Below are 16750 nucleotides of genomic sequence, written 5' to 3'. Positions count from 1 at the left end.
GCCCTGCCCTTTTGACTGTAGCTTAACAGACTCCAGGGGGAAAGTACGTTGTTTTTACAACATTTTTAAAAATTTCCCCAGGAAGTTCCAAGCAGCTTTAGGCCAAATAAAAAAATCCGCTTCCCTCGGAAACGGATCTTGCCACCCAAATTGGTGGAGCATAGGAGGATCGAACTCCTGGCCTCAAGATTGCGAACCTTGCGCTCTCCCAGCTGAGCTAATGCCCCATGAGCCCTATTATAATACGAAAAAAACAGCAGCGCAAGGGATTAGCCTTGGGCTGCTGCCATTTTCTGCAATTTCTGCTTCTGTTTTTCTACCAGGTCTGCCAACGTGGTATGGTCCACAATGGTGTCCACTGCATCCTGAATCTCTTTCCACAGGTCCAGGGTAACACATTGCTCTGCCCGGCTGCAAATTTCGTGGCCCGGTTCCAGACAAGCCACCGGCGCCAGGGAACCTTCCACCGCCCGGATGATTTCTCCTGCCGTATAGTCCTTGGGTTCCCGCACCAGGCGGTAGCCGCCTTGGGCCCCCCGGGCGCTTTTTACCAATTTTGCCCGGGACAGTTGGGTGATAATCTGTTCCAGATATTTTTCTGAGATTTCCTGCCGCTGTGAGACACTTTTGATAGGGACATACGAATCTGTGCCGTTGAGCGCCAGGTCAATCATCAGGCGCAGGGCATACCGCCCTTTAGTTGAAATTTTCATAATGCCTCCCTTAGGCTGCCAAACAGCCTTGCTATTTCCTATAATCTTACTATATAATTCTCCAAAAGAAAAGAGAGAATTGCCTAATGTTTACTAGGAATTCTCTCTTTTTCTTATATTGTTATTCTACGACTTCCAGGGGCATCTCCTGGAGGGCTGCCTGACGGGCTGCTGCCCGGCTGCGGCTTTTTTCTCCGGAGGTAACCGTTTTGGGCATGCGCTGGGCGATAATCTCACTGATTCTTTGATTGGCCTTGTCCACCGCTTCCATGACCACACCCCGGTTGCCTATGCCGCCAATAAAGGTGGTGCTGTCCGCCTTGATGGACAGCCGGCCGCTGTACAGGTACTTGTCCCCGGCCACGTCTACAATCTTAAAGGGAACCTGGGTGGTCATTTCAATACCGTGGCTGAACCAGGAGCTTTTTTCCTTCCGAATGAAGGGCTGGGCTTCCGCGTAAAGCACGTAATCCACCGGTTCATTGCCCAGGGCCCGGATAATGTCGCTGCGCTCAGCGGTGTAGATATCGTCGATGCCCTGTTCCTGAAGCTTTTTCATCACGTTTTTCCCATCCACCCACACGTAGGTAGATGCTGGCAGGGCCGCCTTGAAGTTTTTCATAAACTTCTTGTCGATAGCCTTATTGTAATCGGTTTCCGCATGGTTCTGGTACAACACCACCACAACGGGTTTGCGGCTAGTCCGTTCAGCGGCAAAGGCCAGGCTGCCGGCAATCACCAAAAGAGCCGCTGCCAAAAGAGCAATACGCTTCCACATGGTATCCCTTCTTTCCTTACAGATGCCGGGATGCCCCGGACTTTTTCTGGTACAAAAAAGGTGCTGTGATCATTCACAGCACCCTGATTTTTTCATTGGTGGAGACAAGGAGGATCGAACTCCTGACCTCTTGCATGCCATGCAAGCGCTCTCCCAGCTGAGCTATGCCCCCAACGACTTGCTTATTATACAATGCACTTTCGTTTTTTGTCAAGCCTATTTTTTAGAATCTGGCTGAATCAGCGTGGTCCAGCCATTCTCCTGCTTTACCTTGCCTTCCTTCATCAGCCGGCCCAGAGCCCGCTTGAAGGCAGCTTTGGAAATAGAGAAGGCAGCCTGGATAATTTCCGGCGGCGTATCGTCCGTGTAAGGCATGGTTCCCTGGCGTTTTTCCAAAAGGGCCAGGATCCGTTCACTGTCCGTTACCATGGCCTTTTCCTTAACTTCCCGCAGTGACATGTCCACCCGTCCGTCCTCCCGGACGAAGGTAACCCGGCCGGTAACCTTTTGGCCAAAGTCCAGCCGCCCCCCCGGCACCTCATCCCGGTGGATGAAGGCCAGGTACCGCCGTTCCGTCAACAGGAAGAACCCTTCCGGCAGGATGTTGTACACCGTCCCGGTGAGCTGGTCCCCAACTTTTACGTCCTTGGCAGGCACGGAAGCCCGAATCATGTCGTCTTCCACCCGCATGGTAACGGCCTGCCGGCCGCTTTTGTCCCGGTACAGTTTTACCCACACCAGCTGCCCCGGAGACACATGGCCCCGCATTTCGCTGTAGGGCAGGAAAATGCCCCGTTCAGCCCCAATGTCCACAAAGCCGCCCTTCCGGGTTACGGACAGGACCTTCACGTACCCCAGCTGGCCTTCCCGCATTTTGGGAAGCTTCATGCTGGCGGTCATTCTCCCCTTGGTATCCAGGTACAAATACACCTTTACCACATCTCCGGCCTTAACCGGAGCCGTCTGCTGGTGCTTATGCAGCAGGATATCGTCGGAGGTATTGCCGGTGCCTGCATCCAGAAATGCGCCGGCTTCGCCAATCCGCACGGCCTTCATTTCGCATACATCACCTACCCGGTAGCGGCCAACGGTCTTGACCGTTACGGGTTCTTTCTTGTTCATCATGCTTCTGTCTCCGTATAACTTTCGCTGGGAGCATCTGCCCACAGCTGTTCCAGGTTGTAGAAATTCCGTTCTGCTTCCCGGAAAATATGGGCTACGCAGTCGCCGTAATCCAGCAGAATCCAGCTGCCTTCGGCATAGCCTTCCTTATGCATGGGCAGGCGGCCCTGTTCGGCCAGCTTGTCCTCAATATTGTCCGCAATGGCCCGCACCTGGGTGGTGCTGGAAGCGGAACAGATCATGAAATAATCCGTTACCGGGGAAATTCCGGTCATGTTCAGCAGCAGGATATCCTGTGCTTTTTTGTCTGCAGCAGCTGCCGCAATCTTGTTGGCCAATTCTTTTTCTGTCATACAATCACTCCTTACTTCACTTCTCGCATCCATCATCACATTAATCTTCAGTAATCCGCTTATGAGGGATTTTCAGTTCATCCAGGGTTGCCCCAATCTTGCTCCGGGTAGTCACCCAATAGCTCACCCCGCCAATGGTGGCAAAATCGCCTTCCAGACTGGCAGACTGGACCCCGTTTTCGCCAAACATTCTCAGACAGTTGGCTGCCTTCACCATGCTGAGGAAATCCATATCCGTATGGACGTAGCGGGTAGCCGTGGAAATCAGCATGGGCATCTTCATCATGTTGCCCATGGTAAAGGCCTGCTTGGACAGGGCCTTCAGGAACTTCTGCTGCCGCTCCACCCGGCCAATATCGCCCATTTCGTCATGCCGGAACCGCACATACTCCCCGGCCTTTTTCCCGTCCAGGTGCTGGAAGCCCTTGTTCAGGTGGATTTCCAGGTCCGCATAGGGATCCTCGTAGTTCATATTCTTTTCCACGTCCAGGTCCACACCGCCCAGCATATCCACCACTTTGATAAAGCCCTGCCAGTCCACCTGCATATAAAAATCGATGGGCACCTGGAGCAGGTTGGAAACCGTCTGCTTGGCCAGCTTCACCCCGCCGTAGGCATAGGCGGCGTTGATTTTATCATAGCCGCTGTGGCCGGGAATATGCACCCGGGTATCCCGGGGCAGGCTCAGCACGGACACCCGGTTCCTCGCCGGGTCAAAGCTCACCAGCAGCATGGCATCCGTCCGCTTGGGGGCATTCTTGTCAAAGTCTTCGCTGTCCCCATCATCCGTACCCAAAAGCAGCAGGTTGATGCGTTCAGAAAAGGCTTCCTCGGACAGGTGGTCTTCCTTTTCTGTCTGCACCGCCACTGGATCGGTCCGAAAAAAGCGGTTGTAGATTCTCATGCCGGCAGCAAAACAGCTGCCAAAAAGGGCCAGAATCAGAACAAGGCAAAAAAACAATCGCCCTTTACGCAGCCGCTTCTTGTAATGCGGCTTGCCAGCATTGTTCTCTTCTGTCATAGTCAACTCCTGTTATTCTTTGGTTTTTTCAGCTGGATGGCCAGTTCGTTGTAGCCGGCCAGGCAGTCCGGGTGAATCAGCAGCTGGGAACCCAGCAGGTATTCCATGGTATTGGCGTAGGCCGCCAGCATGGTAGTTTCCAAGCTCTTTTTGGCCATTTTCCGCATTTCCTCCACTTTGGGGAAATCCCGGGCCGGCTCCAATAAATCCGCCAGGTAGATGACCATGCACAGGGGGCTCATATGGGCAGCGCCTGTGGTATGGTACCGGATGGCATTCAAAATATCCGGATCCGTTACCCCAAATTCGTGCTGGGCGTAGTATTTGCCCAGTTTGGAATGGATCAGGATGGGCTGACAGCGTTCAATTTCGTCCAGGTCAATGCCCAGTTCTTCAGCCTTGGCGATAAAATCCCGGGTGGGAATCTGCCGCCCGCTGTCATGGATCAGGCCGGCAATGGCGGCCTTCTTTTCGTCCACCCCGTGAATCCGGGCCAGGCGGATGGCGGTTTCACAAACTGCCACACTATGTTTAAACCGTTTTTCCGGCAGCTCTTTTGCCAGCCGCCGCTTCATTTCTTCCAGTTCCATATTGCCCTCACTTCCTTATAAAGAAAGACAGAGACCCCTACCCCTGGTAGAGCTCTCTTTGTCTGATGTAATCGGCTACTGCCTGGGGAACCAGGTCCCCAATGGCTTGTCCTGCCCGGACCCGCTGGCGGATCTGGGTTGAAGAAATATCGATTTCCGGCGTATCCACCCACACAAGCCGGGTAAGGCCCTGCCGGGCCAGCGCTCTCGTCACCTTTTCCTTGTAAGGGGCAAAACCAGGCCGGGCCGCTGCCGCAAAAATGCTGCAGCGCATGGCCTCCCGAATCCGGTGCCAGGTAGGCAGCTGTTCGGCGGAATCCGCCCCAATGAGAAAGTACAGGTCATAATACCTATGGTAACGGCGGTACAGCTGGTGCAGGGTGTCCACCGTATAGGAAACGCCCCGCCGGCGCAGCTCCCGGTCCGAAACCGTAAAAAGCGGATGCCCCTGAATCCCTAATAGGGTCATGGCCAGGCGATCCGGCGAAGGGGAACACTGCTGCTGCAATTTGTGGGGCGGCAGGTAATCCGGGATAAACAGGATTCGGTCCAGCTTCAGCTGCTGCTGCATGGCTTCAGCAATTGCCAGATGTCCCTTATGGATCGGGTCAAAGGTCCCGCCAAAAATTCCCAGCCGCATACGGCCCATACACTTCCCCACCTTTTAAACAGGATGATACTAGTGTATTATATCAGGCTAGGCCCCGTAAAACAAGCAAGGAGCCGTGACAATTGTATGGCAGCAGCCAAAAATGGCAGAAAAAAACAGGGACCCGAAGGCCCCTGCTGCTTTTATTCTTGGCAAAGCTGCCGTTTCCGTTCTTTGTAGTATACCAGCTGCAAACCTGCCGCATCGGCAATGGCCTTGCCCACCGCCAAATCCCGGCCTACGTGCTCCGGATAATGGGCATCGCTGCCCAAGGTAGCGTAGCGGCCCCCCAGCTGGGCAAACCGGTTGTACAGCTCCTGCAAGGGCGGAATCACCTGGGGGTTGCCCAGACGCCGGGTGTTGATTTCCAGGGCCTTGTCCTGCTCAATCAGCAGGGTGAAAACCTTATCCCACAGCTCCGGATTGTCCTTGTAATACAGATTGGGATCCGGGTAGGGCATATACCGGCAGATATAGTCCAAATGGCCGTAGGAATCAAAATCCGGGTGCAGCTCTAGGCAGCGCACGGAGTCTTCCAGATAATCCCGGACGGCCTGCTCCTTGGTCATTCCCTCATAGGTGGAAGGTTCGTACATATCCTTCCCCAAAAAGCAGTGCATGGACCCCACCACCTCGTCAAAGGGATGGGCGGCGGTCATTTTCCGGTCTTCCTCAATGGCCTGGGGCTGAAGGCCCACTTCGATGCCCAGCAAAATCTGTTCCGTCCGGTAGGGGGTATTCTTCCGGAAATAATCGTCAATATCGAACAGGAACATTTCCGGATTGGTGGGGTAATACCGGTCCCAGTGCTCCGTCAGAATGAGCCCGATATTTAACGCCTTGGCCCGTTCGATGGCCTGGGGCAGGGTCATCTCTGCATCACAGGAATAGTCGGCATGGGTATGGGTATCATACAGCATGGTTGTCATCTCCCTTATACGTTAAAGCGGAATTCCACCACGTCCCCATCCTGCATGATGTAGTCCTTGCCTTCCAGCCGTACCAGGCCTTTTTCCTTGGCAGCCTGTTTGGAACCGCATTTAACCAGATCCTCGTAGGAGACGATTTCCGCCCGAATAAACCCTTTTTCAAAATCGGAATGAATCTTACCAGCAGCCTGGGGAGCGGTAGAGCCCTGGACAATGGTCCAGGCCCGGGATTCCATTTCCCCGGCGGTAAGGAAAGTCTGTAAGCCCAGCAGCTTAAAGCCGGCTTTGATCAGCCGGTCCAGACCTGCTTCCGTCAGCCCTTCCATTTCCAGGTATTCCTTGGCTTCCGCTTCCGGCAGTTCGGCAATTTCTTCTTCCACCTTGGCAGAAATCACGATAACCTGGGCATGTTCCTGGGCCGCATAATCTTCCAGGGCTTTCACATAGGGATTGCCGGAAGCATCAGCCGCTTCTTCCTCGGACACATTGGCTACGTACAGAATGGGCTTCAGGGTCAAAAGATCCAGTTCCTTTACCGCGTCCTTTTCGTCCTCGGTGAGTTCCATCCGGCGGGCAGGCACGGCGTCGCCCAGGCCGGCAGAAATCTTTTTCAGCACTTCTGCCCGGGCAGCGGCTTTCTTGTCCCCGGATTTCATCAGCTTCTGAACCTTCACCAATTGCTTGTCCACGGAATCCAGGTCCGCCAGGCACAGCTCCGTATTGATGATTTCCACGTCCCGGACCGGGTCAATGGAACCTTCCACGTGGGTAATGTTTCCGTCTTCAAAGCAGCGCACCACTTCAGCAATGGCGTCCGTCTGCCGGATGTGGGACAGGAACTTGTTGCCCAGGCCTTCTCCCTTGGATGCACCTTTCACCAGCCCGGCAATATCCACAAAACGCATGCCGGCAGGCACAATCTTCTTGGAATGGAACATCTCGCTGAGCACCTTCAGGCGCGCATCCGGTACGTCCACCACCCCTACGTTGGGCTCTATGGTACAGAACGGGTAGTTGGCTGCTTCAGCACCTGCCTTGGTAATGGCATTGAATAGTGTACTTTTTCCTACGTTGGGCAACCCTACAATACCCATTTCCAAATTGGTAGAACTCATGAATCATCTCTCCTTATTTCTATCTGTTATGATTGATCTCCGATACAGATGCTACTATTGTAACACAAGAATGGCAAAGCCTCAAAAGAAACCCGAAAACAAAAAGCCCTTTCTGCCGGATACTTCGGCAAAAAGGGCTCTAGGGGAAAGCTTATACCGCCAGCTGCATTTTTTCCAGGCCCAGCTCCGCCTGGACTTCTTCCCAGACCACAATCCGGGCTTTCTTAAAGCCATTGAAGGTGGTGGCGGAAGCAGAAGTATACGCCCCGCATACCGGCACCAGCAGCAGATCCCCCACTTCCAGGGGTTCCGTCAGCTTTCCCCGGAACATAATATCCAGGGAGTCACAGCTGGGGCCGGCAAAAGTAGCCGGAATCTTTTTTCCGCTGTTTTTGAAGCTGATCAGTTTGAAATCCCATTGGTCAAAGATTACCCCGGAAAACGTGCCGTAAATGCCGTCGTCCAGGAAATACCAGGTCTGGCCATTGCGTTCATTGACGCCGATAACCCGGGTAATCAGGTTCATGGCCGTACCGCACAGGTACCGGCCCGGTTCGGCCCAGATTTCCAGGTCGGAGAAGTCTTCATTTAGCCGGGCTGCTATCTGGTCCAGCAGAGCGGACAGGTTGTAGTGGACGCCGGTTTCCGGAATGGGCATACCTCCGCCAATATCCAAAATGCGCATGGTAAGACCCTTGGCCCGGGCCTGCTGCATGAGTTTTTTGGTAATATCCAGGGCCAGCAGATAGGGATCCGCCACCACCGTCTGGCTGCCCACATGGAAGGCCACCCCGGCCATATCCAGGCCCGCAGCCTGGGCCTTCAGCATCAGGTCCAGCGCCTTTTCCAGGGGTGCGCCAAATTTCTTGTTCAGGTCCACATGGGCCTTGGGGTTATCGATGCGCAGCCGCAGGAGAACCGTGGCTCCCGGGCAATGCTGGGCAATCTTTTGGATTTCCGATTCACTGTCAAAGGTCATATGGGTTACACCGGCATCGGCACAGGCCTTAAAACCGGCATCAATCTTAATGGGGTTGGCGTAGATCATCCGGTCCCCGGCCACGCCCAATTGGGAAAGGGTGCGGATTTCCCCGTCACTAGCTACGTCAAAACTGGAGCCTTTATTGATCAGCAATTCCAGGATCCGCAGATCCGGATTGGCTTTCATGGCATAATGAATTTTTAGCTGCGGAATATGAGCCTGCAGCAGATCATAGTTTTTCTCCACCTGGTCCAGGGAAAGCACCAGCAGCGGAGTCTCAAAACGTTCTGCCAGACTGGTTACGGCTTCTTGGGACAATTGGAAAAAACTTTGTTCGTTCATGTAACATCCCCCTTTGGCCCAGCAGGGCCTGTGCAAATTTCGTTATCATTATACAGCAAATCAGGGAAAGTACAAGAGGAAAATTGAGGAAAACAAAGGAGTTTTGAGGACTTTAAAGGAGTTTCACGAAAAATATGCATAGTTCATTTTTAAGTCACTTAATACCCTTAAATGCGTAAATTCCTCGAAATAGCGCATAAGAAGAACTCCGAGGGCGTCCTACCTCCCCTAGAAGAAAAAACAGCGCCTGCCCCGGAAGGCAGACGCTGTATATTTATCCAATTAGAAAATTTTTGCTCAGATACCCTTAATGACGTCGCAGCCCATGTACGGACGCAGCACTTCCGGCACCACCACAGAACCATCGGCCTGCTGGTAGTTTTCCAAAATGGCAGCTACGGTACGGCCTACTGCCAGCCCGGAGCCGTTCAGGGTATGTACGTATTCCGGTTTGGACTTGCTGTCCCGACGGAAGCGGATATTGGCTCGTCTGGCCTGGAAGTCTTCCGTGTTGGAGCAGGAAGAGATTTCCCGGTATTTGCCCTGGGCAGGGAACCAAACTTCAATATCGTAGGTCTTGGCAGCGGAGAAGCCCAGATCGCCGGTGCACAGGCAAACCACATGGTACGGCAGTTTCAGGGCTTGGAGGATCCGCTCAGCATCATTGGTGAGTTTTTCCAGCTCGTCATAGCTGCTTTCCGGAGTGGTATATTTCACCATTTCTACCTTGTGGAACTGGTGCTGACGAATCAGGCCCCGGGTATCCCGGCCGGCAGAACCGGCTTCAGCCCGGAAGCAGGGGGTCAGTGCCGTTACGTAGATGGGAAGCTTGGACCCATCAATGATTTCGTCCCGGTAGTAGTTGGTCAAAGGTACTTCGGCGGTAGGAATCAGGTACATATCCTGGTTTTCCACCTTGTACATATCTTCCTTGAATTTCGGCAGTTGGCCCGTACCCGTCATGGTAGCGGCGCTGACAATGTACGGAGGAATCACTTCCGTATAGCCGTCCTTCTGGGTATGCTGGTCCAGCATGAAGTTGTAGACCGCACGTTCCAGATGGGCACCGGCACCCATATAGTAATAGAACCGGGCACCGGAAACCTTGGCAGCCCGTTCAGCATCCAGGATGCCCAGGTTTTCGCCAATTTCCCAGTGGTTTTTCGGTTCAAAATCGTATTTCGGCAGTTCGCCCCATTTCCGCACTTCGGGGTTTTCACTATCGTCCTTGCCTACCGGAACATCTGCTGCAGGCATATTGGGAATGGTCAGCATAATGGCGTGCAGACGGGATTCCACATCCTTCAGCTTTTTATCGCCTTCGGAGATTTTGTCACCCAAAGCGCGCATGGCCAGGATTTTCTCCGTAGCATCTTCTCCGTTTTTCTTCATTTGGCTGATCTGGGCGCTGACCGTATTCCGCTGGCTCTTGTCAGCTTCTACTTCCTGCAGCAGGTCTCTGCGCTCTTGATCCAATTGTTTGAATTCGTCCAAGTCCATCTTCGATTGACGATTTTTGATGGCTTGAAGTACTTTGTCCGTATTTTCCCGAACAAATTTCAAATCTAGCATAGTTATACCCCCAAAATAATTGCGTCATTTCTCCCATTATAGCACAAAAGCCTAGGAAAAATCACCTATTCCGGCAGTGCGGACAGGACTTTCCCAATGCTGGCGGGAATAATCAGGTTGGCCGTACTGTCGTAGGACGTACTGCCTTTGTTGATCAGGATCAGCTTATGCCCCTTGTAATAGCGGATCAGCCCAGCTGCCGGATACACCACCAGCGAGGTACCGCCTACAATCAGGACGTCTGCCTGGGCAATATAGGCCACAGCCTTTTCCAGCACGTCCATATCCAGTCCTTCCTCGTAGAGCACCACATCCGGCTTGATTAGCCCGCCGCAGGCATCACAGTAAGGCACTCCCTGGGCCGCCTTCATATAGTGGGCATCAAAGAATTTGCCGCATTTGGTACAGTAGTTCCGGTGGACACTGCCGTGAAGTTCCAGCACATTTTGGCTGCCCGCTGCCTGGTGCAGACCATCGATATTTTGGGTAATCACAGCCTTGAGCCGCCCGTTTTTCTCCCACTGGGCCAGCTTCAGGTGGGCTGCATTGGGTTTGGCCTCCAGGGCCAGCATCTTATCCTGGTAAAACCGATAAAATTCCTCTGTATGTTCCTGAAAAAAAGTATGGCTCAAAATGGTTTCTGGAGGATAGGCATATTTCTGGTTGTACAGTCCATCCACACTGCGGAAATCCGGAATACCGCTTTCCGTGGAAACTCCGGCGCCTCCAAAAAACACAATGTTATGGGATTGGCTCACCCAATCCGCCGCCGTTTCAATATTCTTTTGCAGTTGTTCCTGCTCCATACCAGCGCCTCCCGTAGCATATTTTTCAGATACCTTGCTTGCATATCATATTTCCATTATACGGCAATTCCTCGCCAATGGGAAAATTCTTTTTGAAGGCACAAAAAAACGGAAGTTTTTATAGAAACTCCCGTTTTTTATCACTAGTTGTTTAGACTTCCAAATCCAATAGGCTTACATACTGCTGGCCGCCGTGCATATCCCGTTCATCCCGGGAACCTTCCACCGGCCGGCGGGGAAAACTCAATTTCACCACCTGAATCTCCGGCAGGGCAAAAATTTTGATTAGGTCCGGGGTTACCGCAAACATCTTGGCAATGGTTTCCCGATTCCGGGTAAAGCAATCTGCCACCCGGTCCGTATCCTCCTTGCTGCAGCAGAAGGCATCCACGGTCAGCCAGAAAGGGCCGGCATTTTTGCTTCTTAAATATCTTACTGTTTCTCCAAGAGTAGCCATAGAATCCTCCTTTATGCCTCAGTTTCCTGGAAGGTGACCAATTCCAGCGGGTCCTCCAGGGAAACCGTGTGGTACAGCTTAAATTCGTAAATCTTGCCCCGCTCTATTTCTGCCGGGGAGAAGGCAAAGCCAAAGGAAGGCATCTGCCGCTCCGGGAACAGGTTGTAGTGGAGCAGGAGCGGGTTAAAGGCCTTGGCCACCTGGGTGGCAAGTTCCTGGGTATCCGCCGTTACCGTCAGCAAAAGGCCAATTTCTTCCGGCACATAGCCTTCCTTTACCGGCTGGCCGGATACGGCGTTATAGCCATAGGGTTTCAGGTTAATGTGGTAGGACGCTGCTGCCACCCCCATGGAGGTCAGCTTAGAGGTACCTTCCTGGCGGATGGCTTCCACAAAGCGCAGGGGATCCTTCAGGATTTCCCGGTCCCGGATACCCACCAGGGAAATGGTCTGATAGCCCACGGCGCCGGAGCCTTCCAGTTTCATGGTATAGGGCTTGTGGGTCAGTACCGTGCCTTCCACCCGCACGGTCTTTTCATCCACAGCAGTGTAGGTGGTATGGGAAGCATCAATCTGGATTCCTGGTTCCGTAAGATGGATGGGATCCGCATTCTCATACAGCAAATGGGCGGAAACGGAGTAGGGCGTTACCGTGGCTCCAGGAGCAATGGCCCGGACGGTGAAGCCCTTGTCATCCAGTTCCAGGAAGGCGCAGCCCTGCAGCCCGGCCGAAGTGCACAGGCCGCCGCATTCCGCAATTTTGGCGGCGTGCCAGCAGCTGGCTTCGTGGCAGCCCTTCAGCAGCGGATAGAACGCCATAATGGCCGTATCCGTGGAGCGGCCGCAGACAATGATGTCCGCCCCCATTTCCAGGGCTTTTTGGAAGGGTTCGGCTCCAGAGAGCGCCACAATGTGGTCGCATTCCCCAAAGGTCTCCGCGGTAATTTCCGGAGCCCCGGCCAGGGCCTGGACCTTGCCCGCCTTGTAATAGGCTGCCATTTTGGCCGGCTCCTGTTCCGTGTAGATTTTCACGATTTTCTTGCCATGGATATTTTCTTCCTGGCAGATTTCCTGGATCAGGCGGACCGCTTCATCCACCCCGGCGTTGCTGCCGCAGGTTCCGGCTGACCCAATGGCCATGGGCACACCCAGGGCATGGGCTCCTTTTACCATCCGGCGCAAATCCCGCTTTACCGCCGCCGTCATATACTTGCCCTTGCCCGTCCCCAGGTAGTAGGGGCCAGAATCCGTGGACCCGGCGTCGCAGCAGATAATATCCGGCTGCAGAGCCAGGCCATTGGCAAAAGCCTCGTCCGAACAGTTCAAACCAACAGCTCCGTAGGGAACCAAAATCTTTACATGTGCCATGCTCTTTCCTCCTGTTTCTCTTGCTTTCTGGTTTTAGTATACCGCCCCTATACAATAATGTAAAATTCCATTATAATCATATTACCATAGTATTTATGTTATGTTTCTTGCAAAACAAAGCCCTATGAAGGAGGAACCATGTTTAACGAAAAACAGCTGGAGTACTTTGTAAAAACCGCCCAGACAGGGAATATCACCACGGCCGCCCGGCAGCTGTTCATTTCCCAGCCCGCCCTGAGCCGGGTCATCCGGGACCTGGAAACAGAAGCCGGGGCAGAGCTGTTCATCCGGCGGCAAAGCGGGGTTACCCTGACCCAGGCCGGACAGGTGTACCTGACCTGCTGCCAAGCCATGCTGGAACGGCACCAGGAAGTCCTCCGGGAAATCCAGGATATGCGGGATTCCCAAAAAGGCCAGATTCGCCTGGGGCTGTCCGCCATTTCCGGCCAGTACCTGCTGCCCCAAATTTTGGAAACCTTCCGGGCCAAATACCCCAAGGTGGAGCTGCTGCTGACGGAAACCCAGGTCCGCAAGCTGGACGCAGCCCTGCTGCGGGGAGAAATCGAACTGGCCCTGACCTATTTCACCGATGTGCCGGAACTGGCCTACACCAAAATCCTTACAGACAAAATTTACCTGGAAGCGCCCCCTTCCTTTCCGACCAACAAAAAACACCGGGGAACCGTACCCGGTGTACTCAGCGATTTGCGATTTTTGGAGGGCGCCCCCATGATTCTCCTAAAGCCCGGCCGGGGAATGCGGAAAATGGCCGACGCACTTTGTGAAAAATGGCAGGTTACTCCCAAAGTCATTTTAGAAACAGACAGTATTGAGCTGGCCCACAAACTGGTGCTCCACAATGCGGGTTTCACTTTCGTACCAGGGATTGCCCTGCCTTCCCTGGACCGGGAACAACCGGCCTATTTCTACGATTTTGCACCCCAGTCCCTGACCCGTACCCTGTATCTGGCGCACCGGCCGGCCCTGTACCTGACCAAGGCCATGCAGGACCTGATTGCCCTATTGCAGACGGCCGCTCTCCCCCTCCAGGCGTAAACTGTTGACCGAGTGGTCGATGATGGCCTGATTATCGGTATTTTCCAAGGCAACGTAGTCCAGGGACAGCAGTTTTCCGTCCAGCAGGAACAGGTACCCCAGGCTGGTTTCGCCGCCGCCCCGGGTCTTTTCCACCAGGCAGGTTCGCCCTGCGGCTTGGGAAAAATAGGTGGTGTTTTCTTCCAACGGAACCCCGGGGTGCAGGCTTTCCCACTGGTCCTGCCGGCCCTGGGTCAGCACCCGGCACAGGTTTTTCCGGTCCACTTCTCCCAGATTCTCGTAGCGTTCCGGCAGCACAGCGTAGGTCAAATCCTCCTGCAAGGGATGGTAAATCACCCCAGTCAGCAGCTTATCATCTACGTGCATCTGCATTTGGATATGGGGGTCTCCCGGTTCCTTCAGTTGCAGCTCATCCACACCCCCGTAGGGGATTTCGTAGGACAGGGAGCTGCCCGGAATGGTCACCCGCTCATAGGGCGTGGGAATCTTCAGGGTATCCAGCATTTGGGCAATGGCCGGCTGGAGCGCCTGATTCTCCTCCGCCGTAGTGAGAAAGCTCAGGGTATACAGGTTTTTGCGGTCCGCAAAAAAGTACCGGTCCGCCAGCTTGCCCTCTTCTTCCTGACGAATATGGAAGCCTGGCTGGGTGCCAAAGGTTCCCAGCTTGGCTGCCAGCACCGGCAGCTTTTTTTCTGCCGCTTCCTGGAGGTAGGTTTTCAGGGACAGCTTCAGCATGGAATCCCGGGTATGGAAGGGCTGGTTTTCCTTTTTCCCAGCCTGGGACAGCATGGCCCCATTGGCCGTGTACACAAAAATCCGGTCCCCGTCCAGGGCCCGCATCATAAGGTCCCCCTTGCCATTTTTCTTGGCATAGGTGCCCTGGCTGATAAACCCAGGAGGCAGGGTAAAGCTGACCCCATTCCGGGGATCCCGGTAGTCTTCCCCCTTTTCCGGGAGCGCTGCCTCCTTTACGGCAGACAGGACTGCCTCCTTCGCCGCAGTCTTGGGGCTTGGCAGGGCCTGTTGCTGCGCCGGGACCCCTTTCCCCTTTCCCGCGGCCAGGGCGTCCGGCTTTGCCTTAGCTCCAGCCGCCCGCTGGGCTATTTGGGGTTGGGCGTTTTCTGCCAGAAGTCGGGGCGCCGTTTCCGCTTCTGCGGGGCGTACTTCAACTCCGCTAAGCCCCGCTCCTGCCAGCAGTCCTATTACCAGTAGTCCCAGCCATTTTTTCATGGTTCTTCCCCTCCGTACCTGATAGTCTCTTTTATTATAAAGCAATTCCCCCTTGCTTGCAGGATTTTTTAGCAAGGCGGAAGGCATCCGGCCCCAGAGCGTAAAAAAAAGACACGTAAACCGCAGTTTACGCGTCTTTTTTTACAGGTTTCAGGCAATAAAATCGCCGTTCATATCCACCAGTTTCCCCGGGTTCATGATATTGTTGGGATCCAGGGCGTGCTTGATGGCCTTGATCAGTTTCACTTCCCCTTCCGGGGTGCAGCGGGCAAATTCTTCCAGTTTTTTGTAGCCGATGCCGTGTTCGCCGGACATCTTCCCGCCCAGGGCATATACCCGGGGAAACAGGTCCGCATGAAAGGCCTTGATTTTCTTGAACCATTCTTCCGGCGGCAGCCCTTCCTTGTTCAGGGGCAGCACGTGGATATTCCCATCGCCGATATGGGCGCAGGTCACGCAGTACAGGTTGTATTTTTCCCGCAGTTCCGGAATCTGGGCGGTCATTTCCGCAATCTTGTCCAGGGGCACTACGAAATCTTCGGTCTGGAACATTCTGTCCACGTCCCGGGCGGCTTCGGCAAATTCCTTCCGGACCTTCCAAATCCGGTCATCTGCTTCAAATTCGTCCAAGGAACCGTTTGCTTCAGCCAGTTCACAGAGGCGCTCCATTTTCCGGTCGCTTTCTTCCTGGTCAAAGCTTTCCACGGTGACAATCACGTAGCTGCAGCCTTCATTTACATGGGGCATTTCCATATTGTCCAGATATTTGCAGGTCATGACCAGGGCTTCATTGTCCATGAATTCCAGGCTGGTAGGCTCAATGCCGGCCTTCAAGATCTTGTTGGGCAGGGCAAAGGCTTTGGCATCGTCATCAAAAACGCAGACCATATTGAAGTTATAGGGAGGCAGGGGCCAAAGCTTTACGGTAATTTCCGTAATGATGCCCAGGGTCCCTTCGCTGCCGGCAAACAGCTGCTCCAGGCACAGCCCCGTGGAGCACTTCTTCAGCCGGGCGCCCACTTCCACAATATCCCCCAGGGGCGTAACTACCTTCAGGGCGTAGATCTGGTTCCGGGTGGTGCCGTAGCGGACGGCCTTGTTGCCCCCGGCATTGTTGGCTACGTTGCCGCCAATCTGGCTGCTGTCGGCGCTGGAAGGATCTCCAGCGTACAAGAGACCATGTTTCTTGGCTTCTGCCTGGAGCTGACCGGTAATGACGCCGGTTTGCACCACTGCGTACAGGTTATCCGCATCCAGGGTCAGGATCTGGTTCATCCGTTCCAGTTCCACCACCATGCCATGGTAAATGGGAATGGCCCCGCAGGCCACGTTGCTGCCGGCGGACCGGGGCGTAATGGGCACCTTATACTGGTTGGCCAGTTTCACAATGGCAGCCACCTCTTCCGTGGAGCCAGGAAATACTACCACTTCCGGCTTCTTGAAGAAATGGGGATTCCCCTCTTCATCCGTCTGATACTGCTGCAGATATTCTTCGTCGGTCTTTACGTATTTATCCCCCACTACTTCCTGCAGGGCCTGAACCAGTTCCGGCGTAACTGGATTGTACATATTTGTCATGAATTTTCTCCCTCTGTTCCTTTTTTGTTCTAGTTTTTTGCTCCCGCTTTTTTTCTGCGTTCACGAGTATGTTTCCTAGTATACCACATT

General features: G+C 53.9%; 17 protein-coding genes and 2 tRNA genes. 1 reads left to right on the top strand and 18 read right to left on the bottom strand.

Annotated elements, in window-relative coordinates:
• Window positions 1-151: 151 nt before the first annotated feature.
• The 16 genes from DW089_RS00920 to DW089_RS00845 form a co-directional block, all read right to left on the bottom strand.
• Window positions 152-227, bottom strand: a tRNA-Ala gene (locus tag DW089_RS00920).
• 42 nt (window positions 228-269) lie between these two features.
• A complete protein-coding gene (locus DW089_RS00915) occupies window positions 270-713 on the bottom strand; it encodes an Rrf2 family transcriptional regulator (RefSeq protein ID WP_105326773.1) in 444 nt (147 codons plus the stop codon).
• Between the two features lie 121 nt (window positions 714-834).
• Window positions 835-1491 carry a hypothetical protein gene (locus DW089_RS00910; protein WP_105326772.1) on the bottom strand — a complete coding sequence of 219 codons (657 nt, stop codon included), beginning with the start codon at window positions 1489-1491 and terminating at the stop codon, window positions 835-837.
• Between the two features lie 96 nt (window positions 1492-1587).
• Window positions 1588-1663: transfer RNA gene (locus tag DW089_RS00905), tRNA-Ala, on the bottom strand.
• A 44-nt stretch (window positions 1664-1707) separates the two neighbouring features.
• Window positions 1708-2616, bottom strand: a complete 909-nt coding sequence (locus tag DW089_RS00900) for a S1 RNA-binding domain-containing protein (protein WP_105326771.1) — start codon at window positions 2614-2616, stop codon at window positions 1708-1710.
• Window positions 2613-2966 carry a ribosome silencing factor gene (gene rsfS, locus DW089_RS00895; protein WP_105326770.1) on the bottom strand — a complete coding sequence of 118 codons (354 nt, stop codon included), beginning with the start codon at window positions 2964-2966 and terminating at the stop codon, window positions 2613-2615. Before rsfS ends, DW089_RS00900 begins: the two co-directional genes overlap by 4 nt.
• A 40-nt stretch (window positions 2967-3006) precedes the next feature.
• A complete protein-coding gene (locus DW089_RS00890) occupies window positions 3007-3987 on the bottom strand; it encodes an LCP family protein (RefSeq protein WP_105326769.1) in 981 nt (326 codons plus the stop codon).
• A gap of 2 nt (window positions 3988-3989) precedes the next feature.
• Window positions 3990-4577: a bis(5'-nucleosyl)-tetraphosphatase (symmetrical) YqeK gene (gene yqeK / locus DW089_RS00885; RefSeq protein WP_105326768.1), complete on the bottom strand. Its 588-nt coding sequence runs from the start codon at window positions 4575-4577 to the stop codon at window positions 3990-3992.
• Window positions 4578-4614: 37 nt separating this feature from the next.
• Complete coding sequence (gene nadD, locus DW089_RS00880; protein WP_105326767.1) at window positions 4615-5226, bottom strand: nicotinate-nucleotide adenylyltransferase; 612 nt, start codon at window positions 5224-5226, stop codon at window positions 4615-4617.
• Window positions 5227-5369: 143 nt separating this feature from the next.
• Entirely contained in the window at window positions 5370-6146 is a 777-nt protein-coding gene (locus tag DW089_RS00875) for a histidinol-phosphatase HisJ family protein (protein ID WP_105326766.1), read from the bottom strand.
• Window positions 6147-6160: 14 nt separating this feature from the next.
• Window positions 6161-7270, bottom strand: a complete 1110-nt coding sequence (ychF, locus tag DW089_RS00870) for a redox-regulated ATPase YchF (protein WP_105326765.1) — start codon at window positions 7268-7270, stop codon at window positions 6161-6163.
• 151 nt (window positions 7271-7421) lie between these two features.
• Window positions 7422-8594, bottom strand: coding sequence for a type III PLP-dependent enzyme (locus tag DW089_RS00865; RefSeq protein ID WP_105326764.1), 1173 nt, complete (start codon window positions 8592-8594; stop codon window positions 7422-7424).
• A gap of 297 nt (window positions 8595-8891) precedes the next feature.
• On the bottom strand, window positions 8892-10166 hold the full coding sequence (gene serS, locus DW089_RS00860) for a serine--tRNA ligase (protein WP_105326763.1): 1275 nt from the start codon (window positions 10164-10166) through the stop codon (window positions 8892-8894).
• Window positions 10167-10231: 65 nt separating this feature from the next.
• The gene (locus DW089_RS00855; protein ID WP_105326762.1) at window positions 10232-10972 is read right to left on the bottom strand and encodes an NAD-dependent protein deacylase; all 741 of its coding nucleotides are present in this window, start codon (window positions 10970-10972) and stop codon (window positions 10232-10234) included.
• Between the two features lie 151 nt (window positions 10973-11123).
• Window positions 11124-11429, bottom strand: coding sequence for a DUF4387 family protein (locus DW089_RS00850; RefSeq protein WP_105326761.1), 306 nt, complete (start codon window positions 11427-11429; stop codon window positions 11124-11126).
• 11 nt (window positions 11430-11440) lie between these two features.
• A complete protein-coding gene (locus DW089_RS00845) occupies window positions 11441-12796 on the bottom strand; it encodes an acyclic terpene utilization AtuA family protein (RefSeq protein ID WP_105326760.1) in 1356 nt (451 codons plus the stop codon).
• A gap of 138 nt (window positions 12797-12934) precedes the next feature.
• Here DW089_RS00845 and DW089_RS00840 point away from each other — a divergent pair, with 138 nt between their 5' ends.
• Window positions 12935-13852, top strand: coding sequence for a LysR family transcriptional regulator (locus DW089_RS00840; RefSeq protein ID WP_118286654.1), 918 nt, complete (start codon window positions 12935-12937; stop codon window positions 13850-13852).
• Here DW089_RS00840 and DW089_RS00835 read toward each other — a convergent pair.
• Both DW089_RS00835 and DW089_RS00830 read right to left on the bottom strand, forming a co-directional pair.
• Entirely contained in the window at window positions 13817-15082 is a 1266-nt protein-coding gene (locus tag DW089_RS00835; protein ID WP_105326758.1) for a hypothetical protein, read from the bottom strand. The genes DW089_RS00840 and DW089_RS00835 overlap by 36 nt on opposite strands.
• Window positions 15083-15232: 150 nt before the next feature.
• A complete protein-coding gene (locus DW089_RS00830; protein ID WP_105326757.1) occupies window positions 15233-16660 on the bottom strand; it encodes an FAD-binding oxidoreductase in 1428 nt (475 codons plus the stop codon).
• Between the last annotated feature and the right edge of the window lie 90 nt (window positions 16661-16750).

The organism is Acidaminococcus sp. AM05-11 (assembly GCF_003472805.1).
GTDB classification, from domain to species: domain Bacteria; phylum Bacillota; class Negativicutes; order Acidaminococcales; family Acidaminococcaceae; genus Acidaminococcus; species Acidaminococcus hominis.
Note: the sequence above shows the minus strand (reverse complement) of the source record. Positions and strands in the feature narration are given on the sequence as shown.